Origin of the sequence: Shewanella morhuae, assembly GCF_003028295.1 — a bacterium.
Taxonomy (GTDB): Bacteria; Pseudomonadota; Gammaproteobacteria; order Enterobacterales; family Shewanellaceae; genus Shewanella; species Shewanella morhuae.
Genome location: NZ_PYSG01000002.1, coordinates 1,532,054 through 1,551,203, shown reverse-complemented (window position 1 = coordinate 1,551,203; position 19,150 = coordinate 1,532,054). Strand labels below are relative to the sequence as shown.

Below are 19,150 nucleotides of genomic sequence, written 5' to 3'. Positions count from 1 at the left end.
ACCGAATAGTTTTACAGGGTAAGGATTAAAATGAAAAAACGATTATACGCTGTATTGTTAGCTTCACCTTTGTTATATAGCGCAGCGGCATTTGCCGATGATGCACAGCAACTTAGAGATAAACTTATTAGCACAGCTTCATTAAAAGCGGATTTTAAGCAAACTGTCACTGACGTAAATCAAAAAGTGATTCAGACCGGTTCAGGCATCTTTGCCTTAGCCTATCCGAATCAATTTTATTGGCATTTAACTCAGCCTGATGAGTCTAAAATTGTCGCCGACGGTAAAGATTTATGGATTTATAACCCCTTTGCCGAAGAAGTGCTCATTATGGATTTTGCACAGGCGATTAATGCTTCGCCCATCGCATTGTTAGTGCATCGCGATGATGCGACTTGGGCACAGTATTTTGTGACTAAAAAACAAGATTGTTATGAAATCAAACCCAAAGCGATTGATTCTGGCATTTTGTCCGTTAATGTTTGCTTTAAAAACACTCAATTAGTTCATTTCAATGTTGCTGATGATAAAGGTAATTTAAGCCAGTTTGATTTAAGCAATCAGCAAGCGATTACCGATAAAGATAAAGCGCTATTCACTTTTATACTGCCTGCTAATATCGATGTTGATGACCAACGTCGTAAAACAGCGCATTAGGCTACCGTGTGAGCAGTTTATCCTTTAATTTTGCCCCAGACTTTCGCCCCTTGGCTGCGCGCATGCGGCCAAGAACGATAGCCGAATATATAGGTCAAGCCCATTTATTAGGTGAGGGTCAGCCGCTGCGTAATGCATTAGAAGCAGGGCGCGCCCATTCAATGATGTTGTGGGGGCCACCTGGCACCGGCAAAACCACCCTGGCCGAATTAATTGCACATTATTCAAATGCGCACGTTGAACGTATCTCTGCGGTCACCTCTGGCGTAAAAGATATTCGCGCGGCGATTGAGCAAGCAAAAGCTGTGGCGCAGTCCCGTGGCCAGCGCACCTTATTATTTGTCGATGAAGTACACCGATTCAATAAGAGTCAGCAAGATGCCTTTTTGCCATTTATTGAAGATGGCACCGTTATTTTTATTGGTGCAACGACAGAAAATCCTTCATTTGAAATCAATAATGCGCTTCTCTCGCGGGCACGAGTCTATCTTATTAAACGCTTAAGCCATGATGAGATTGCCCATATTGTCACTCAAGCCTTAAATGATACTGAGCGCGGCTTAGGTCAGCGCCAATTTGTGATGCCAACCGATGTGCTCACCACGTTGGCACAGCTTTGTGATGGTGATGCTCGTAAAGCCTTAAATCTTATTGAGCTGATGAGCGATATGCTCGCCGATTGCGGCACCTTCACTACCGAAATGTTAATTCAAGTGGCGGGGCACCAGGTTGCTGGGTTCGATAAAAATGGCGATCAGTTTTACGATTTAATCTCGGCGGTGCATAAATCTGTTCGAGGGTCAGCACCCGATGCGGCATTGTATTGGTTTTGTCGAATATTAGAAGGTGGCGGCGATCCGCTGTATGTCGCAAGACGCTTGCTGGCGATTGCCTCTGAAGATGTGGGTAATGCCGATCCTGCTGCCATGACCATAGCGCTTAATGCTTGGGATTGTTTTCACCGTGTTGGCCCCGCCGAAGGTGAGCGCGCAATCGCACAAGCCATTGTGTATCTTGCCTGTGCACCTAAAAGTAACGCTGTTTATAGCGCATTTAAGGCGGCGCGTGAGTTAGCCCGCGAAACAGGACAAGTTGAAGTGCCACACCATTTACGTAATGCACCGACTCAATTAATGAAAGATATCGGCATGGGAGAGGGTTATCGCTACGCCCATGATGAGCCTAATGCCTATGCCAGTGGTGAAAACTATTTTCCTGAACCCCTGCAAACAGCCCAGTTTTATTTTCCGACTGAGCGAGGGTTCGAGAAGCGAATCAAAGATAAGTTGGCGCAATTAGCCCAGTTAGATCAAGCCAGCGAGACTAAAAGATATGAATAACATCTTACTTGTGGCGCTAGGTGGTTCAATTGGGGCTGTTTTTCGCTATCTTATTTCAATATTCATGATCCAAGTATTTGGCAGCAGTTTTCCTTTTGGTACACTGTTGGTTAATGTCCTCGGTTCATTTTTAATGGGCGTAATTTACGCGCTGGGGCAAATGAGTCATATCAGCCCAGAACTCAAGGCACTTATTGGTATTGGCCTATTGGGCGCCTTGACAACGTTTTCGACTTTCTCTAATGAAACCTTATTGCTGTTGCAAGAAGGGGATTGGCTGAAGGCGACTTTGAATGTGGTGTTGAATCTAAGTCTATGTTTATTCATGGTGTACTTAGGTCAACAACTGGTTTTTTCTCGCATTTAACTATTAAGAATATATCACATGCTAGATCCTAAATTTTTACGCAACGAATTAGACGTTACCGCTGAGCGACTGGCCACTCGTGGCTTTATTTTAGATATCGCTCATCTCACTCAACTAGAAGAAAAACGTAAGTCACTGCAAGTGGCTACCGAAGAATTACAAGCGTCGCGTAACGCCATCTCTAAATCCATTGGCCAAGCTAAAGCCCGTGGTGAAGATACTGAGGCGATCATGGCGCAAGTGGGCGATTTAGGTTCACAGCTGGATGCTAAAAAGATTGAATTGGCCGCAGTGCTTGAAGAAGTGAATGCCATTGCCATGTCAATGCCAAATCTGCCAGATGAATCTGCGCCCATTGGCGCCGATGAAACACAGAACGTTGAAGTTCGCCGCTGGGGTACGCCGCGCACGTTTGATTTCCCCATTAAAGATCATATCGATTTAGGCGAAGGCCTAAATGGTTTAGATTTTAAAAATGCTGTGAAAATTACCGGTTCCCGTTTTATCGTGATGAAGGGCCAAGTGGCGCGCTTAAACCGTGCCATTGGTCAATTTATGTTGGACTTGCACACCACTGAGCACGGTTATACCGAAGCCTATGTGCCATTACTGGTTAATGAGGCAAGCTTGCTTGGTACGGGTCAATTGCCTAAGTTTGGTGAAGACTTGTTCCACACTAAACCTGCTACCGAAGAAGGCCAAGGCTTGAGCCTTATCCCAACGGCTGAAGTTCCGCTAACCAACCTCGTACGCGATACGATTGTTGATGAAGATGAACTACCAATTAAGTTAACTGCGCAAACAGCTTGTTTTCGTAGTGAAGCGGGTTCGTACGGTAAAGATACCCGTGGTTTAATCCGTCAGCATCAGTTTGATAAAGTTGAAATGGTGCAAATCGTTAAACCTGAAGATTCTATGGCGGCGCTCGAAGCGCTGACAGGCCATGCTGAAACGGTATTACAACGCTTAGGCTTGCCGTATCGTACAGTGGTTTTATGCACTGGCGATATGGGTTTTGGCTCTAGTAAAACCTACGACATCGAAGTGTGGTTACCGGCACAAGATACTTACCGAGAAATTTCTTCTTGTTCAAATATGAAGGATTTCCAAGCGCGTCGTATGCAGGCACGTTACCGTGTGAAAGCTGACAATAAACCAGCATTGCTGCATACCTTAAATGGTTCTGGTTTAGCAGTGGGACGTACTTTGGTGGCTATTTTAGAAAACTATCAAAATGCCGATGGCAGTATTACCGTCCCTGAAGTATTACGTCCTTATATGGGCGGGTTAACTCAAATAGGCTAACGGAACACAAAATAACACCATGGATAAAAGCCAGCGCTATTTCCGTTGGCTTTCCTATACTGTAGTCATTGCTGCGTTTTTTGCTGTGATGTTGGCGACCATAGGCGAAGCCTTCTGGGTTGTGTTAGAAAATATCAGTTAAGTTTATTTTTTTGCTCAAATAAAAAAGGCATGCTCCCTTAGGAACATGCCTTTTTGTTAACACTTATGTCGCTATAACTTATTCGGGTTTAATACCAGTCACATTAACTATCTAATCAGTTCAGAGCCTCACAGGCATTTCAATCCGAGGCGCATTGATGCAGAAATGGTTATTCCCTTTTAAGTCAATGCAACACAGGAGTGGGATGCCTGTGAGGCTCCCGAAGGGCGGGTTTCAACGCGCTTTATACTGCGTTTAAGGCTTTCGACAGAGCACCACTATGCCTTCAAGCCTTTGCCTTGTCTAAAGCGCGTTGAACTCCCGCTGAATGAACAGATATTTAATACGATTGGTATAAAGCAGAATTAAACTCCGAAGTGCATGCAATACTCGGCAATTAAACAACTAATTGGTTTGTTATTACTGCACTATTACTCGTTCTGGTTAAATGCATTTCGCCGGTTTTGGCAGGCCAGCAATTTTAGTTGCTTGTTTAGCCGGTCCAAGTGGGAACAAGGTATATAAGTATTTTGAATTGCCTTTGTCACTCCCTAAGGTTTGACCAATGGCTTTAACTAATACGCGAATAGCAGGGCTGGTTTTGTATTCAAGATAAAAATCACGAACAAAATTAATCACTTCCCAATGGGCGGGCGTAAGTATGATTTGTTCTTCTGCCGCTAACAGTAAAGCCATATCCGGTTGCCAATCGTTAATACTTTTTAAATAGCCTTGATGGTCACGGTCGATTTGAATACCATTAAATTGCAATGAACTCACCACGTTATCACCTTATTGTATCGTAATGCTTGAATCACAAACTCATTGTAATCGATAAGACTGACATTTTTAAACCGCTCCAATAAACCACGAGCAATCACATCGTCTTTTAATACCATCAGCTTGAAAGGTGATAAGGCCATTGTCCATTGGCGGAGTAAAAGGGCGTTAACGCCATCGCTCGATAATAATATGGCATCTTCCTTACAGGCGTAACGTAAACACAGTTTTAAGGCGTTATCGCGGCTGGGCGATGTTTGAATATGGTGCAATATCATCAGAATACTAAGACCTCATCCACTGCGTTTAAGTGAGCCGCTATGGTTTCATCGTTGACAATAGTGACAGGAATGGACAATAAGCTATGGCTTAAGCCGTAATCGGTTAATGATTGTTTGCACACCATTACCGACTCGATATCGTACAGTGGCAAAGCTTTAAAGGTCGAAATATAATCTTTTGCGCCAATAAGCTCAGGCTGTTGATTTTTAATCAAATGTAGTACGCCTTCATCAACAAAGACTAAACTGACTTCTTGCTCAAAACTAGCACTCAAAAGAGCAAGATCTAAGCCCTCGCGGCCACGAACACTGCCGTGTGGTGAGCAGCGAAATAAGATACACAATTTTTTCATAGCGACCCAGAGAGTTAAAAGCTGATCAAACGATCGGCTGATTCAATGCCTGTGATAAGTTCACCTAAACCACCCATAATGAATGACTTACCTACATTCCAGTGGCTTAAGCCATTCTCGTCGGCATCTTGCTCACTAATAATTCCACGGCGCAGTGCTGCGGAAACACAGTTAACTAAGGGAACTTGGTGAGCTTCTGCAAGTTGTTTCCAGTCACTAATGACATTGTTTTCGTCGGCGGCGGGTAAGTTTAAATCGGTAGAATTATAGACACCATCTTGATAAAAAAATACACAGATAACCTGATGCCCAGCCGCAATGGCTGCCTGAGTAAAACACAAAGCATTGATGCTCGATGACGTGCCATAAGCGGGCCCGTTCACTTGGATAATAAATTTGCTCATTTAAAATAAAAATGGCCTGAAAAGTAAGGCTATTCTAACGCAAGTTAAGCTAAAAATCCTAAGTAACCTGCACACGGTTTAATGGGTAATGACTGCAACGTTGGGCGAGCCATACAGCGTTATGGTTTGTTATCCATCAATGGATAGATAATCAGCCCAGCCATTATCTTTAGCATTAAACGATGATTAATGCCGTCTCTAGAGTGCGCAGTCTACGACAGTTTTAATAATAAAATAAACAGACACTGCATTGATCACAGTCTTATTTGACAGGTTTCATTGAAGTCAATATTTCTTGCTCGCCCGCTAAGAGGTTCTGCAGTGAAGGCCGTGCTTTAATACGGCTATAAAGACTAAACAGATTTGGCCAACGCTTTGCATCGAGTTGTTCTCCAGCGTGTTCCATATTGACCATTTGAGAAGCAAATGCCAGATCGGCAAGACTTAAGCTGCCACCGACAAAAAACTCAGCACTGCCTAAACTTTGCTCCAGATAATCAAAGTGCACAGGGAGTTTTTGGCTTAAAACTGATTGTACAATATCTTCATTACAATGCTGACCCATGCTTGGATTAATGATGCGTTGTTGAAATAGCATAAAAGTGGTCAGTGGCGCCAACTCATAATCGGCATATTTTTCTAACCAGCGCACCTTGGCATGCTGCTCTGCGGTTTGTCCGAGCAACGGCTTAAGGTTGTTATACTTGTCCTCAAGATATTGGCAGATCACGCTGGAATCAGCCAAAGTAAGGTCGCCATCTGTCATTGCAGGAATACGACCCAAAGGATTGAGATCTTTAAACCAAGCGGGTTGATCAAAGGGCAATACCATGACCAGTTGATAATCAAGTGCTTTCTCTGCCAAGCATAAACGAAGTTTGCGCACATAGGGGGAAAGTGGAACGCCATAGACGGTGAGATTCATTGTGGATCCTTAACTCGTTTAAGAGAAATGCATTATGTAAGTGCAACTTACTATATCTTAACTGTGCAGAGTATGGCCTTAGATGATGTGTTTACCACATATGATGACGATTACTTAATCATCGACTACAAAAACACAGCCACAAAAAAGCCAGTGCAAGCACTGGCTTTTTGCTGGAAACGAGAACGGCGATTACACGCGCTTCTTGAATTCGCCAGTACGAGTATCAATTTCAATCTTGTCGCCTACTTTCACGAAATCAGCAACGTTAACCTTGCCGCCGCCAGTGATAGTCGCAGGCTTCATCACTTTACCTGAAGTATCACCACGAGCTGAAGGCTCTGCATAGATTACTTCACGCACGACTGTAGTTGGCATTTCAACAGAAATAGCTTTGCCATCGTAGAAAGTTACTTGGCAAGTTTCTTCCATACCATCAACGATGTAATTCGCTGCATCACCTAAGTTTTCAGCTTCTACGTCGTACTGGTTGTACTCTGCATCCATAAATACATACATAGGATCTGCAAAGTAAGAATAAGTACAATCTAGACGATCTAAAACGATGTCTTCTAACTTATCTTCACCTTTAAACGTCGTTTCAGTACCAGAGTTAAGTAATAAGTTTTTTAACTTTAACTTAACGATAGCAGCGTTACGGCCAGAACGAGTTGTTTCAGTTTTCTGCACAACCCATGGGCTGCCATCTAACATGATCACGTTACCAGGACGGATTTCATGAGCAGTTTTCATTACAGTATTTCCTATATGTAGATTTTTCTGTTATCGCGCAGTATCTTAGCTGTTTTTAACGAACTGAACTAGTCGAGTTGCAAGATCTGCGGCATTTATTGCATTAATTGGCCATTGTTTAACATGTTGCAACAAGGGCAAACTAACAAGATTAAGGTTTTGCCAATGAAGGTTTACAGCTGATTGCTGTGCTTGGTTAAATGCGAAATTCAATTTAGACCAATTTTCGGCAATTTCAGGGGCGAGATTATCGCAGTAAATTTTGAGAAAAGCTTCTAATTTTACCATGTGATAATCATCTTCTTGCGGATAAATATGCCAAATGAAAGGTTTTGCAGCCCATTGTGCTCGCATAAATGAATCTTCGCCGCGCACAATATTAATATCACAGCTCCAAAGTAGCCGATCAAAGCTCTGTTGGTTTGTCATGGGTAAGATGTGTAGGGTTAAATTGCCATGTTTTACCTGTTGACCCGGCACTAGCGCGGCAATATCACAGGGCAATAAATGTGTCAGACTATTTAAGCTACGCCCTTTGGGGATCAACGCATGGATTTTCTCGGCCGATTGCTGCCACAACTCGCATAGCGCCGGCAGAGCCTCAGTCTCATAGCTAAAGATGCTAATTACAGTATCTTGAGCCTCAATCCCCTTAAGACCTAGCTGACTAAAAAGCTGTAACTTATTGGCCGTGTCGGCTTGCCAAGTATCGCGCTCGGCAAACAAATCTTGCTCGCAGATGAGCCCACCGGTTTTTGCGCCAAAGCCAGGAAAGTAAAAATACTTTTTTAGACCATTGGCTTGTAATGAAGGTAAACCATGGCAGCCTTCGACCCAATCCTCTGCGCTTAAATACTCTAAATTCAGCCAGATAGGTACAGACTTGGGATCGTTCTGATGTAAATGAACTAGCAGTTCTTTTACCTGTTCGGGTAATTCACAGGCAAAGGCTTCGATGAGTACTTCTCCTGCGACAAACTCTATAGGTAAAGGCTTAATCCAATGAATAATATTCACACCATTGAAGCTTTGAGCGGTTTTTAGTGGATCGAGTGTCGGTAATATGTGCGAGAAGCTTGCGAGGTCGTCGACCCACAAATTAACCGGAATGTGGTACTCATTAGCCATTTGTTTGGCTAAACGCCAAGTCACGCCGATATCGCCGTAGTTATCGACGACGGAGCAAAAAATATCCCAATGGTTAGCGCGGGGCATATTGATCATAAGTTGGGTATGTTGTTATTCAGTGGTGAAATAATTTTTTATGCACAAAAATAAATGCATAAAAAAAGCGGCGTAAAGGCCGCTTTATTCAAATCATTAGAAAATTAATCTTCTAATTCAGCTAGACACATTTCTTCATAGATTTGCTTAACCCAAGCATCAACTCGCTCTTCGGTTAGTTCTGGCTGACGATCTTCGTCGATACCTAAACCAATAAAGTGCTCGTCATCAACTTGACCTTTAGAGGCTTCGAAGTTGTAGCTTGCTGTTGGCCAATGACCGATGATGATACCGCCACGCGCCTGAACGATATCGCCCACCATGCCCATGGCATCAAGGAAATACTCAGCGTAGTCTTCTTGATCACCACAACCAAAAATAGCGACAAGTTTGTCAGTAAAATCAATCTGCTCTAATTCAGGGAAGAAATCGTCCCAATCACATTGAGCTTCGCCGTAATACCAGGTCGGGATGCCGAACAGCAGCAAATCATACTCTGCGATCTGTTCTTTGGTACTTTTGGCGATATCTTTCACCTCAACCATTTTTTTACCCAGTTTTTTCTGGATCATCTTGGCTACAGCTTCGGTGTTACCTGTGTCGCTACCGAAAAAAAGACCTACAGTTGCCATTGTCTATCCTTTAATGTCTAGTTCACTTATTAGGTTAATCTTGCTGGTACTCATTCAGCACTCAATTTGCTGCTGAAGAATGAATTCGATTAACTGGCTACGGCTGATGTTACTGGCCAATGCCTGTTCATTCAAGGCGTCATATAAATCTTGTGACACCTTTAACTCTATTCGCTTTAATCCGTTAGCTTTATCGCGCTGGATTTGATTGCGTTTGTTGACCTTAAGCTGTTGACTGCGGGACAAAGGATTGCTTCTTGGGCGGCCCCGACGTTTGTCATTGGCAAAAAGGTCAATGGTGGTTCTGTCTGTTGCTTCTTTTGCCATGTTGTTATTGTTAACCGATCCCTGAGCCTTCCCAAGTGATCTGGATAATACCTTTTACAATAAACCCGGCGCAGCCGAGAAATAACACTAACCAAACAATAAATCGACCAAATTTAGGTACATTACCTTGCTTGAGCACATCGTTGATGGCCATGCCGATAAAGAAAAATATCGAGGCAAAAAACAGGTTAAGACCAATGGTTTCAATTTGTTCCATGTACTGAGTTAACATAGTTTCTTAGTCCTTGAGAGTGTTCGAAGGCCAAAAGAGGCGCGAATATATCACATCAAGATGACGGCTGCCATAGGCTTTAAGTCAACTATTATGTGTATTTACTCTGTATGTTTGTCTATAAATTCAGACACAATCCGATTAAATATGGCGGGTTTTTGTGCATGTAACCAATGGCCACATCCTTCAAGCGTTTTCGCCTGTGCAGCAGGGAACTGACTCATAATCGCCGCTCTATGTTCACTCGTTACATAGTTAGAATCACCGCCGCGAATAAATAGGCTCGGACCTGCATAAACTTGTGAGGGATTGGGGTTCTGATTGTACCAGCCAATAATATGAGGATAACAATCTTTTAAGCCATTTAAGTTTAGTTTCCAGCGAAAGCCCGTGTCGGTGCGCTGTAAATTCTTCAGTAAAAATTGCGCCGTGGCTTCGTCAACACCCTGAGTGATTAAGTGGTTTAGGGCAAAACGTCTGTCAGTGTGGCTTTCTAAGGGCAGGCTTTCTAGTGCCGCAAATACGATATCGTGCCTTGGCTCATAGGCAACGGGCGCGATATCTGCCGCCACCATAGTGATAATACGCTCAGGAAAGGTCAACGCCGTTGCCATAGCTATTTTCCCGCCCATAGAGTGACCCACAATATGGGCGCGTTCTATGTCAAGTTCATCGAGTAAGCCTGCCATGGCATGGGCGAGGCTAGGGTAATCCATTTGCTGCCAATGTTCGCTTAAACCGTGATTAGGCACATCTACGCGGATCACTTGATGATGCGTTTCTAATGTTTGCCCTAGACTTTTGAGGTTATCTAGATTGCCAAACAAGCCGTGGATCAAAAGGACTGCGCTTCCTTGGCCTGTGGAAACAAAATTCATGGTGATTCCTGTGGGATTTTTGCGGATTATGGCGCGAATTGTGCCCTTAATGCACTTAGCTTGACAAGTCAGCTCTGCTTAGCAATGCCTTTACGATGGCTAACTTGTCTGCTTTTTCAGCAATTGCCCATTATCTGCTAGTTTGCTGTGCTGTTTAGTGCATTTTTAGAATAATGGCGCTTTATCAGATTGATAGAGATAGATACACTGGTGCAGATCGCAATGATCTGTCCCGATCGCTGTGGTACAATTTTTTCGGTTAAGCCTGTCGAATAACAAAGGATAATGAAGGTCATGAAATATATCGAAGTAGATGAAGATCTCTATCGTCACATTGCCAGCAAAACAGAACGAATTGGCGAGAGCGCCTCAGACATCTTGCGTCGATTACTCGGCTTGTCCTTTGCTGCGATTGAAGCACCTCAGCCTTTGGCGATAAGCCAACCCAGTTTAGAGGCTGAACCTGTTCAGCCTGTTGTAGTAAAAGCCGTAACGCCAGTGGTTAATGATTTCAGCGCATTAGTTAATGAGCATCAGTTATCCCAACAAAAAGGCGCAGTAGGGCGGTTTCTATTTTTGCTCGACAGTTTGTATCAATTAGCCCCAGCGCAGTTTTCGCAAATTTTGCAGATACAAGGCCGCGATCGTTTATATTTTGCCCGCTCTAAAGAGCAGTTGCTTGAAGCGAGCGCCTCGGCTAACCCTAAAGAAATCGGTAGCAGTGGTTTTTGGGTCACGAGTAATAATAATACTGCTAAAAAACGCACCATTTTATCCGAAGTGTTAGTGCAGTTTGGTTGTGATGCGAGCATTGCCGCGGGTATTGCTGAGCGTTTATAAGTCATTTACGTTTAGTGTTTGATATTAAATTAATTTTCACTGTAATTGAGTGCAGGAGAGCCACAGGTGGCAATACATCAACGGGCAGGACAAATCGCTAATCAGACGGATCTGGTTAATATTCCGAAACTGATGAGTCATTATTACGCCATCATGCCAAATATGGCTGACGTGCAACAATGTGTCACCTTTGGCACATCTGGGCACAGAGGCTGCGCCTTTAACGGCAGTTTTAACCAGCAGCACATTTGGGCTATTACCCAAGCTGTGGTGGATTATCGCCAATCAGAGAATATTGATGGACCGTTAATCCTTGGGATTGATACTCATGCGTTATCCTACGCCGCTTATTTATCGGCTATTGAAGTGCTAGCTGCAAACAAAGTGACTGTGCATATTCAGCAACATGATGGGTTTACGCCAACGCCAGTGGTTTCCCACGGCGTGATTGGTGCTAATCGTGCAGCCAATATCACAGGCGCGGGGTTGTCTGATGGACTGATCATTACGCCATCACACAATCCGCCACAGGATGGTGGTATTAAGTACAACCCGCCCCATGGCGGTCCGGCGGAAGGCAATATTACTGCTTGGATTGAATCGCGCGCGAATGAGTATCTTAATCAGCAGTTAGCTGGTGTGCATAAACTCACCTATGCCGATGCACTCACTTCAGGTTATATAAAAGCCATTGATTTAATTAGCCCGTATGTAGCTGACTTAGAAAACGTTATCGATATGCAAGCGATTGCTAAAGCTAAAATTCGTATTGGTGTTGACCCGCTTGGCGGCTCAGGTATCCATTATTGGGCACCTATTGCAGCGCGCTATAGGCTCGATATCACCTTAGTTAATGATAAAGTGGACCCAAGTTTTAGCTTTATGCCATTGGATAAAGACGGCAAAATCCGCATGGATTGCTCGTCTCCCTATGCGATGGCTGGTTTACTTGCCCATAAAGAATCCTTTGATTTATGTCTGGGTAACGATCCAGATTATGACCGCCACGGCATTGTGTGCCCAGGCACTGGTTTGATGGATCCCAATCATTATTTAGCGGTCGCCATAGATTATTTACTCACCCACAGACCAGATTGGAGTGATACCTTAGCCATAGGTAAAACCTTAGTATCGAGTGCGCTTATCGATAAAATCTGTGCTTTCCACGGCAAAAAATTACTCGAAGTGCCTGTGGGCTTCAAATGGTTTGTTGATGGTTTAGCCAAAGCCACGATTGCTTTTGGTGGTGAAGAGAGCGCGGGCGCGGCATTTCTGCGCCGTGATGGCACTACATGGTGCACCGATAAAGATGGTTTTATTCTGGGTTTACTGGCCGCTGAAATACTTGCTGTTACAGGTAAAACCCCTGGCCAGCGTCACGAAGAGTTGGTAAAGCAATTTGGTCAAAGCTTTTATAAGCGTATTGATAGCCCAATCAGTCTTGAAAACAAGGCCAAGTTTGCGTTATTGAATGCTGGCACCTTAAAAGCCACTGTGCTTGCAGGGGAGGCAATTGAAAACGTATTAACTCATGCTCCGGGCAATAATGCGGCCATTGGCGGCATTAAAGTGACCACTGCTAATGGTTGGTTTGCGGCGCGCCCATCGGGCACTGAAGCGTTATTTAAGATCTACGGTGAGAGTTTTATCAGCGAGCAACATTTAGCCGATATCATCAAAGATGCGCAAGCGTTAATTGATAAAGCGCTAAACGCTTAAGATGGATAGTATGCTTAGTCGATAAAAGCCAGTAACGGCTAACGATAAAAATATCCAAAAAACGCACTCATAATAGAGTGCGTTTTTTTTGAATAGGAAAGTATCTTAGTAGGCGATATGGCAACTAGGTAGGTTATTGTTATCAATATAATTTTGATGGTATTCCTCCGCGACATGAAATTGCTGCAAGGGAACAATTTCAGTCATAATGTGGCGTAACCCCCAACGTCCCGAGCGGGCGAAGGTCAGTTTTGATGCTTCAGCGGCCGCTTTTTGTTCGCGATCATGAAAGAAAATAGTGCTGCGATACTGATTGCCGATATCTCCACCTTGCATATTAAGGCTGGTAGGATTGTGATTTTTCCAAAAAACTTCGAGTAAATCGTCATAGCTGACTATCGTGGGGTCAAATTCCACTTGCACCACTTCGGCGTGGCCAGTGTTGCCTTTTTTGACTTCTTCATAAGTCGTTGCCGTATTTTTACCGCCCATATAACCACTTGTGGCGTTTAGTACGCCTTCAACTTGTCTAAAAAAATATTCAACGCCCCAAAAACAGCCGGCTCCAAAAGTTGCTAATGCCATAGATAATACCAATTAGATGTCTAGATGGCTGAGATTGTGATTAATCTACTCATCAAAAGCAAGTAGGGCGATTAAATTTAATATTTCAGTCCCAAGTGGTTGGACTTCAGCTAATGTATTGGCCGTTATTGCCTTTTATAACCAAGCATTTTTTTGCCGTGAATGTCTAGGATACGGTTTTCATACTTGTGTTAGTATTGATGCGCTTTTAAGGATGCCTGCCTCAATCAAACCGTATCATGACAAAAATTAAACGGGCTTAATCATTCCCGTTGGGCATTTATCTTTAGCACACCATTATAAGGAGAATTCTGTGTTACAAGCTCTGTTAGATTCGAAGGATTTTTTAGCGTTAACCTTAGCCAATCCACACACATTTGATGGCACGTTTTCGTTTAAGTTAGGCGATCATACTCAAGTTGAAGTGTGGGACACCGGCGTTATCGTTTTTGAGCCAGTCCACAATGAAGGTAAAGATATTGTCCTATCCTGCGGAGTTCATGGTAACGAAACAGCACCTATTGAGCTATGTAATGGCTTAATTACACAGCTTCTACAGCAAAAAATTATTGCCAAACAGCGCACTTTATTCCTTATTGGCAACCCATTAGCCATCAATAATGGTACCCGTATTATTGATGAAAATATGAATCGCCTTTTCAGTGGCGAGCATTCAAATCCTCCTGGTTTAATCAATCCCGAACGTATTCGTGCAAAGAAACTCGAAGCCTATGTCGATAAATTTTATACTTCGGTAACGGATGGACGCCAACGTATTCATTACGATTTACACACCGCAATGCGTGCCTCTAAACACGAAAAGTTTGCTATTTACCCCTATCGTCCAGGGCGTGCCTTTAGTGGCGAGCAAATTATGTTTTTAGCTGCAAGCGGTGTTGATACTGTACTCTTTCACCACGAACCGACTACCACATTCAGTTATTTTTCCTCTGAGCGTTATGGCGCTGATGCCTTTACTATTGAATTAGGTAAAGTGTATCCCATGGGGCAAAACGACATGACACGCTTTATCGCCACCCATGAAATGTTTATGCGTTTAATTACGGCTAAGCCATTAGAACTTACTGATTTTGATGCAGATAAAGTCAATCTGTATCAAGTATGCCGCGTTATCAATAAACATGCCGATGATTTTGAATTTACCTTCGCAACCGATGTCGAAAATTTCAGATCTTTCCCTAAAGGTTTTGTACTGGCACGCGAAGGGGGGCAAGACATTAAAGTCGAACAAGAGTTTGAGTCTATTGTGTTCCCTAATGCCAAGGTGCCTATTGGTAATCGCACTGTGATTTGTTTAATTCCAGCGGTTAATGCGCACGTACGTTAGGCTTGTAAAGCATTATATACATGCAAGGTAGTGATAACTTACAGTTTGAACTGTGCCAATGGTTGATAGGTAGTTTACGTTAACGTAATGTCCGTCCGGCATATTAGTATAAATTAGGCGCACCAAACACGTTGGAGCGTCACGAGATAACAAGAGCACAATATGAGCAAAGCAACACTCAACACTGATACAGTGCACCGAGTCGGCTTCTTGGATAAGGCATCGCTTCACATTCCTATCCTTCGAATTCTACAAGCCGATGGCACCACTTATGAAACCGCGGTTTTGCCTATTATAGATGAAACCTTAGCAACCAAAATTTATGATACCTGTGTGTTCACTCGGGTTCTCGATGAACGTATGTTAGGTGCCCAGCGTCAAGGACGCATCAGCTTTTATATGACCTGCACGGGTGAAGAAGCGGCGATTGTCGGCAGTGTTGCCGCACTTGAACAAGAAGACGTGATCCTCGCGCAATACCGTGAACATGCGGCGCTGCGTTATCGTGGCTTTACCACTGAACAGTTTATGAATCAGATGTTCAGCAACGAGAAAGATCTCGGTAAAGGCCGCCAAATGCCCATTCACTACGGCAGTGCAGCATTGCACTATCAAACGATCTCATCGCCATTAGCAACGCAGATTCCACAAGCAACAGGTGTTGGCTATAGCTTAAAGATGCAGGGCAAACGCAATGTAGCTATTTGCTATTTTGGCGAAGGCGCCGCATCAGAAGGGGATTTTCATGCTGGTCTAAACATGGCCGCGGTGTTGAAATGCCCGGTGATTTTCTTTTGCCGTAACAATGGCTACGCCATTTCAACGCCAACTGAAGAGCAGTTTGCTGGTAATGGTATTGCCAGTCGTGGTGTGGGTTATGGCATGCATACTATTCGTGTTGACGGTAATGACATGCTGGCTGTGCTGGCCGCGACTCAACAAGCGCGCGCTTATGCAATCGAGCATAATGCTCCCGTATTGATTGAAGCGATGACTTATCGCCTCGGTGCCCATTCATCTTCAGACGACCCATCAGGTTATCGCTCCAAAGATGAAGAAGCTAAGTGGCAGCAACACGATCCGGTGAAACGTTTCAAATTATGGCTTATCAACAAAGGTTGGTTTGCCGAAGCGGATGATGTGAAGCTACATGAAAAATATCGCGAAGAAGTATTAGCAGCGGTAAAAGTGGCTGAAAAAATTCCTGTGCCTATGCTGGATGAAATTATTGAAGATGTGTACGACAAGCCAACGCCGGTGCTGAAAAAGCAACTTAGCGATCTTAAAGAACATATCAAAAAATATCCGCAAGCCTATCCAAAAAGTGCAGGGAGACTATAAGCCGTGGCTGAAATGAATATGTTACAGGCCGTGAATGAGGCCTTGTCTATTGCTATGCAAGCCGATGAGCGCATGGTGATTTTTGGTGAAGATGTGGGCCATTTCGGCGGTGTATTTCGCGCAACTTCTGGTCTACAAGAAAAATTTGGTCGCGACCGCTGCTTTAATACCCCGCTGACAGAGCAAGGTATTGCTGGTTTTGCTAATGGTTTAGCCTCAAATGGCATGACGGCTGTGGCTGAAATCCAATTTGCCGATTATATCTTTCCGGCGTTTGATCAAATCGTCAACGAGACGGCGAAGTTTCGCTATCGCAGCGGCAATGAATTCGATGTTGGTGGTTTAGTTTTTCGTACGCCCTATGGCGGCGGCATCGCTGGCGGCCATTATCATTCGCAATCACCTGAAGCCTATTTTACCCAAACACCTGGATTAAAAGTGGTGGTGCCACGTAACCCAGAGCAAGCTAAAGGGCTGCTGTTGGCGTCAATTCGTGATAAAAACCCGATAATATTTTTTGAGCCTAAGCGTTTATATCGTGCATCAGTTGGCGAAGTACCCGCTGGCGATTATGAAATCGAACTGGGTAAAGCAGAAGTGGTTCGCGAAGGTAAAGATATCACCTTAGTAGCGTGGGGCGCACAAATGGAAATCCTGGAAAAAGCGGCTGATATGGCCGCTAAAGAGGGTATCTTCTGCGAAATTATCGATTTACGTACCTTGTCACCCTGGGATATCGATACCGTTGCCGATTCAGTCAAAAAGACCGGACGTTTGTTGGTCAATCATGAAGCGCCACTAACCGGTGGTTTTGCTGGTGAAATTGCCGCGACTATTCAGCAAGAATGCTTCTTATATCTTGAGTCGCCTATTAGCCGCGTTTGTGGTTTAGATACCCCGTACCCACTCATTCATGAAAAAGAATACATGCCAGATGCGCTCAAAACCTTTGAAGCCATCAAAGCATCAGTGACCTTTTAGGAGTCCGGTATGATTAAAGATTTTATTTTGCCGGATATTGGCGAAGGTGTGGTTGAGTGTGAGTTGGTTGAATGGTTGGTTAAAGAAGGCGACACCGTCGTTGAAGACCAACCGATTGCCGATGTCATGACCGACAAAGCGCTAGTACAAATCCCTGCACCTTTTGCGGGTGTGGTCACTAAGCTCTATTACGCGAAAGGTGAGATTGCAAAAGTGCATGCGCCGCTCTATGCCGTACAAATTGAAGGCGCCGTTGAAATCGCAGATGAAGAGTCAGTTGCGGCTACTCAATCTACAGTGGCGCAAGTCGCGACAAAGGTTGCTGAGCCCGCTGGGAATGCATCCGTGAGCATTGAAGAGTTCTTACTGCCGGATATTGGCGAAGGTATTGTTGAATGTGAGTTAGTCGACTGGTTGGTGAGCGAAGGTGATATGGTTGAGGAAGATCAACCGATTGCCGACGTGATGACCGATAAAGCGCTAGTGCAAATTCCTGCCATAAAAGCGGGTAAAATTGCCAAACTGCATTATCGCAAAGGTCAGCTCGCTAAAGTGCATGCGCCTCTGTATGCCATTGAAGTTGAGGCCTACGCCTCAGCAGCGACCGATACTGTGGCTAACGCAGCATCAACAGCACAGGTTGCAAGTGCAGAACCCGCGCGTCAGGGGAAAGCCTTAGCTAGCCCTGCAGTTCGCCGGATGGCGCGTTCCCTAGATATCGATTTAAGCCGAGTATCTGGTACAGGAAAACACGGCCGTGTCTATAAGGAAGACATCACTCGCTTCCAGCAACAGGGCTCGAGCAATGCTGTTGCAGCTCCAAATGTGGCTCAGGTAAAAGAGGCGCCATCTCAAGCATCTCAAACCCAAGTTGCAGCTGCAGCGTCTGTAGTAACTCAACGCGTTGATACGGTTGAGCCTATTCGCGGCGTAAAAGCGGTGATGGCACGCATGATGGTGGAATCGGTGTCGAGTATTCCACACTTTACCTATTGCGAAGAGTTTGATTTAACAGACTTAGTCGCACTGCGTGAAAGCATGAAGGTCAAGTATTCGTCCGATGAAGTAAAGCTGACCATGATGCCATTCTTCATGAAGTCGATGTCATTAGCCTTAAGCCAGTTCCCTGTGATGAATAGCCAAGTCAATGCTGATTGCACTGAATTGACTTATAAGTCTCGTCACAACATCGGCATGGCGGTGGATTCTAAAGTCGGTCTTTTAGTGCCTAACATTAAAGATGTGCAGGATAAGAGTATTTTAGAAGTGGCGGCAGAAATTACCCGTCTGACCCAAGCAGCCCGCAGTGGCCGTGTGGCGCCGGCTGATCTAAAAGACGGCACGATTTCTATCTCTAACATTGGCGCCTTAGGTGGTACCGTTGCGACGCCTATCATCAATAAACCTGAGGTAGCGATTGTCGCCTTAGGTAAGTTGCAAACCTTGCCTCGCTTTAACGCGAAAGGGGAAGTCGAAGCCCGCCAGATTATGCAAGTGAGTTGGTCTGGCGATCATCGCGTTATCGATGGTGGCACTATCGCTCGCTTCTGTAATCTGTGGAAACAGTATCTTGAGCAGCCTCAAGAGATGTTATTAGCGATGCGTTAAGTGACTGGCACGCAGATTTGACACAAAAGGACGCTTTAAAGCGTCCTTTTTAATTTGCTTTGCATAAATGGGTTAATCTTTTGATCCCGATTACGTATAATTCGCGAACGTAGTTATCCTAATGGATG

23 protein-coding genes are annotated in these 19,150 nt (G+C 44.3%); 11 read left to right on the top strand and 12 right to left on the bottom strand.

The annotated features are described in order from the left end of the window. Positions 1-30: 30 nt before the first annotated feature. The 5 genes from lolA to C9I43_RS19050 are packed head-to-tail and all read left to right on the top strand — an operon-like array spanning position 31 to position 3,811. Positions 31-657: an outer membrane lipoprotein periplasmic chaperone LolA gene (gene lolA, locus C9I43_RS07355; protein WP_107882964.1), complete on the top strand. Its 627-nt coding sequence runs from the start codon at positions 31-33 to the stop codon at positions 655-657. A gap of 8 nt (positions 658-665) precedes the next feature. Continuing rightward, the gene (locus tag C9I43_RS07350; RefSeq protein WP_107882962.1) at positions 666-1,997 is read left to right on the top strand and encodes a replication-associated recombination protein A; all 1,332 of its coding nucleotides are present in this window, start codon (positions 666-668) and stop codon (positions 1,995-1,997) included. Then, positions 1,990-2,364, top strand: a complete 375-nt coding sequence (gene crcB / locus C9I43_RS07345; RefSeq protein WP_107882960.1) for a fluoride efflux transporter CrcB — start codon at positions 1,990-1,992, stop codon at positions 2,362-2,364. The genes C9I43_RS07350 and crcB overlap by 8 nt, the downstream gene beginning before the upstream one ends. A gap of 18 nt (positions 2,365-2,382) precedes the next feature. Next, on the top strand, positions 2,383-3,669 hold the full coding sequence (gene serS, locus C9I43_RS07340) for a serine--tRNA ligase (protein WP_107882958.1): 1,287 nt from the start codon (positions 2,383-2,385) through the stop codon (positions 3,667-3,669). Between the two features lie 19 nt (positions 3,670-3,688). Further along, a complete protein-coding gene (locus C9I43_RS19050) occupies positions 3,689-3,811 on the top strand; it encodes a hypothetical protein (protein ID WP_258191814.1) in 123 nt (40 codons plus the stop codon). A gap of 444 nt (positions 3,812-4,255) precedes the next feature. Here C9I43_RS19050 and C9I43_RS07335 read toward each other — a convergent pair whose 3' ends face one another. The 11 genes from C9I43_RS07335 to C9I43_RS07285 form a co-directional block, all read right to left on the bottom strand. Further along, positions 4,256-4,594: a TusE/DsrC/DsvC family sulfur relay protein gene (locus C9I43_RS07335; protein WP_076501558.1), complete on the bottom strand. Its 339-nt coding sequence runs from the start codon at positions 4,592-4,594 to the stop codon at positions 4,256-4,258. After that, positions 4,588-4,869, bottom strand: a complete 282-nt coding sequence (gene tusB, locus C9I43_RS07330; RefSeq protein ID WP_107882956.1) for a sulfurtransferase complex subunit TusB — start codon at positions 4,867-4,869, stop codon at positions 4,588-4,590. Before tusB ends, C9I43_RS07335 begins: the two co-directional genes overlap by 7 nt. Then, positions 4,869-5,225, bottom strand: a complete 357-nt coding sequence (gene tusC, locus C9I43_RS07325; RefSeq protein WP_107882954.1) for a sulfurtransferase complex subunit TusC — start codon at positions 5,223-5,225, stop codon at positions 4,869-4,871. The genes tusB and tusC overlap by 1 nt, the downstream gene beginning before the upstream one ends. Positions 5,226-5,239: 14 nt before the next feature. Further along, on the bottom strand, positions 5,240-5,629 hold the full coding sequence (gene tusD, locus C9I43_RS07320; RefSeq protein ID WP_107882952.1) for a sulfurtransferase complex subunit TusD: 390 nt from the start codon (positions 5,627-5,629) through the stop codon (positions 5,240-5,242). Positions 5,630-5,891: 262 nt separating this feature from the next. Then, on the bottom strand, positions 5,892-6,554 hold the full coding sequence (locus tag C9I43_RS07315; protein WP_107882950.1) for a glutathione S-transferase family protein: 663 nt from the start codon (positions 6,552-6,554) through the stop codon (positions 5,892-5,894). A gap of 192 nt (positions 6,555-6,746) precedes the next feature. After that, positions 6,747-7,307: an elongation factor P gene (gene efp / locus C9I43_RS07310; RefSeq protein WP_076501544.1), complete on the bottom strand. Its 561-nt coding sequence runs from the start codon at positions 7,305-7,307 to the stop codon at positions 6,747-6,749. A gap of 45 nt (positions 7,308-7,352) precedes the next feature. Beyond that, positions 7,353-8,531: an elongation factor P maturation arginine rhamnosyltransferase EarP gene (gene earP, locus C9I43_RS07305; RefSeq protein WP_107882948.1), complete on the bottom strand. Its 1,179-nt coding sequence runs from the start codon at positions 8,529-8,531 to the stop codon at positions 7,353-7,355. Positions 8,532-8,635: 104 nt separating this feature from the next. Beyond that, positions 8,636-9,163 (bottom strand): flavodoxin FldA, encoded by a 528-nt coding sequence (gene fldA / locus C9I43_RS07300; RefSeq protein WP_076501538.1) that lies wholly within the window; start codon positions 9,161-9,163, stop codon positions 8,636-8,638. Between the two features lie 54 nt (positions 9,164-9,217). After that, complete coding sequence (ybfE, locus tag C9I43_RS07295; RefSeq protein WP_076501535.1) at positions 9,218-9,490, bottom strand: LexA regulated protein; 273 nt, start codon at positions 9,488-9,490, stop codon at positions 9,218-9,220. A 10-nt stretch (positions 9,491-9,500) separates the two neighbouring features. Next, positions 9,501-9,722, bottom strand: coding sequence for a DUF2788 domain-containing protein (locus C9I43_RS07290; protein WP_076501533.1), 222 nt, complete (start codon positions 9,720-9,722; stop codon positions 9,501-9,503). Between the two features lie 101 nt (positions 9,723-9,823). Beyond that, complete coding sequence (locus C9I43_RS07285; RefSeq protein ID WP_107882946.1) at positions 9,824-10,600, bottom strand: alpha/beta fold hydrolase; 777 nt, start codon at positions 10,598-10,600, stop codon at positions 9,824-9,826. A 294-nt stretch (positions 10,601-10,894) separates the two neighbouring features. Here C9I43_RS07285 and seqA point away from each other — a divergent pair, with 294 nt between their 5' ends. Together seqA and pgm are read left to right on the top strand one after the other, a co-directional pair. After that, positions 10,895-11,440, top strand: a complete 546-nt coding sequence (seqA, locus tag C9I43_RS07280) for a replication initiation negative regulator SeqA (protein ID WP_107882945.1) — start codon at positions 10,895-10,897, stop codon at positions 11,438-11,440. A gap of 66 nt (positions 11,441-11,506) precedes the next feature. After that, positions 11,507-13,159 (top strand): phosphoglucomutase (alpha-D-glucose-1,6-bisphosphate-dependent), encoded by a 1,653-nt coding sequence (pgm, locus tag C9I43_RS07275; protein ID WP_107882943.1) that lies wholly within the window; start codon positions 11,507-11,509, stop codon positions 13,157-13,159. A 105-nt stretch (positions 13,160-13,264) separates the two neighbouring features. Here pgm and msrA read toward each other — a convergent pair whose 3' ends face one another. Then, positions 13,265-13,744: a peptide-methionine (S)-S-oxide reductase MsrA gene (gene msrA / locus C9I43_RS07270; RefSeq protein WP_107882941.1), complete on the bottom strand. Its 480-nt coding sequence runs from the start codon at positions 13,742-13,744 to the stop codon at positions 13,265-13,267. A gap of 313 nt (positions 13,745-14,057) precedes the next feature. On the opposite strand from msrA, the gene astE reads away from it, so the two are divergent. The 4 genes from astE to C9I43_RS07250 all read left to right on the top strand — a co-directional run bounded on the left by astE (position 14,058) and on the right by C9I43_RS07250 (position 19,022). After that, positions 14,058-15,092 (top strand): succinylglutamate desuccinylase, encoded by a 1,035-nt coding sequence (astE, locus tag C9I43_RS07265; protein WP_076501519.1) that lies wholly within the window; start codon positions 14,058-14,060, stop codon positions 15,090-15,092. Between the two features lie 162 nt (positions 15,093-15,254). Beyond that, positions 15,255-16,433, top strand: coding sequence for a thiamine pyrophosphate-dependent dehydrogenase E1 component subunit alpha (locus tag C9I43_RS07260; protein WP_076501517.1), 1,179 nt, complete (start codon positions 15,255-15,257; stop codon positions 16,431-16,433). A 3-nt stretch (positions 16,434-16,436) separates the two neighbouring features. Continuing rightward, complete coding sequence (locus C9I43_RS07255; protein WP_076501515.1) at positions 16,437-17,414, top strand: alpha-ketoacid dehydrogenase subunit beta; 978 nt, start codon at positions 16,437-16,439, stop codon at positions 17,412-17,414. 9 nt (positions 17,415-17,423) lie between these two features. After that, positions 17,424-19,022, top strand: a complete 1,599-nt coding sequence (locus C9I43_RS07250; RefSeq protein ID WP_107882939.1) for a dihydrolipoyllysine-residue acetyltransferase — start codon at positions 17,424-17,426, stop codon at positions 19,020-19,022. Positions 19,023-19,150 lie beyond the last annotated feature (128 nt).

Coding starts and splice junctions, on each gene's coding strand:
- C9I43_RS19050 (WP_258191814.1), top strand. CDS start 3,689: ATGGATAAAAGCCAGCGCTATTTCCGTTGGCTTTCCTATACTGTAGTC.
- tusB (WP_107882956.1), bottom strand. CDS start 4,869: ATGATATTGCACCATATTCAAACATCGCCCAGCCGCGATAACGCCTTA.
- C9I43_RS07290 (WP_076501533.1), bottom strand. CDS start 9,722: ATGTTAACTCAGTACATGGAACAAATTGAAACCATTGGTCTTAACCTG.
- serS (WP_107882958.1), top strand. CDS start 2,383: ATGCTAGATCCTAAATTTTTACGCAACGAATTAGACGTTACCGCTGAG.
- ybfE (WP_076501535.1), bottom strand. CDS start 9,490: ATGGCAAAAGAAGCAACAGACAGAACCACCATTGACCTTTTTGCCAAT.
- C9I43_RS07315 (WP_107882950.1), bottom strand. CDS start 6,554: ATGAATCTCACCGTCTATGGCGTTCCACTTTCCCCCTATGTGCGCAAA.
- msrA (WP_107882941.1), bottom strand. CDS start 13,744: ATGGCATTAGCAACTTTTGGAGCCGGCTGTTTTTGGGGCGTTGAATAT.
- lolA (WP_107882964.1), top strand. CDS start 31: ATGAAAAAACGATTATACGCTGTATTGTTAGCTTCACCTTTGTTATAT.
- C9I43_RS07260 (WP_076501517.1), top strand. CDS start 15,255: ATGAGCAAAGCAACACTCAACACTGATACAGTGCACCGAGTCGGCTTC.
- earP (WP_107882948.1), bottom strand. CDS start 8,531: ATGATCAATATGCCCCGCGCTAACCATTGGGATATTTTTTGCTCCGTC.
- fldA (WP_076501538.1), bottom strand. CDS start 9,163: ATGGCAACTGTAGGTCTTTTTTTCGGTAGCGACACAGGTAACACCGAA.
- tusC (WP_107882954.1), bottom strand. CDS start 5,225: ATGAAAAAATTGTGTATCTTATTTCGCTGCTCACCACACGGCAGTGTT.
- tusD (WP_107882952.1), bottom strand. CDS start 5,629: ATGAGCAAATTTATTATCCAAGTGAACGGGCCCGCTTATGGCACGTCA.
- C9I43_RS07250 (WP_107882939.1), top strand. CDS start 17,424: ATGATTAAAGATTTTATTTTGCCGGATATTGGCGAAGGTGTGGTTGAG.
- seqA (WP_107882945.1), top strand. CDS start 10,895: ATGAAATATATCGAAGTAGATGAAGATCTCTATCGTCACATTGCCAGC.
- crcB (WP_107882960.1), top strand. CDS start 1,990: ATGAATAACATCTTACTTGTGGCGCTAGGTGGTTCAATTGGGGCTGTT.
- C9I43_RS07285 (WP_107882946.1), bottom strand. CDS start 10,600: ATGAATTTTGTTTCCACAGGCCAAGGAAGCGCAGTCCTTTTGATCCAC.
- efp (WP_076501544.1), bottom strand. CDS start 7,307: ATGAAAACTGCTCATGAAATCCGTCCTGGTAACGTGATCATGTTAGAT.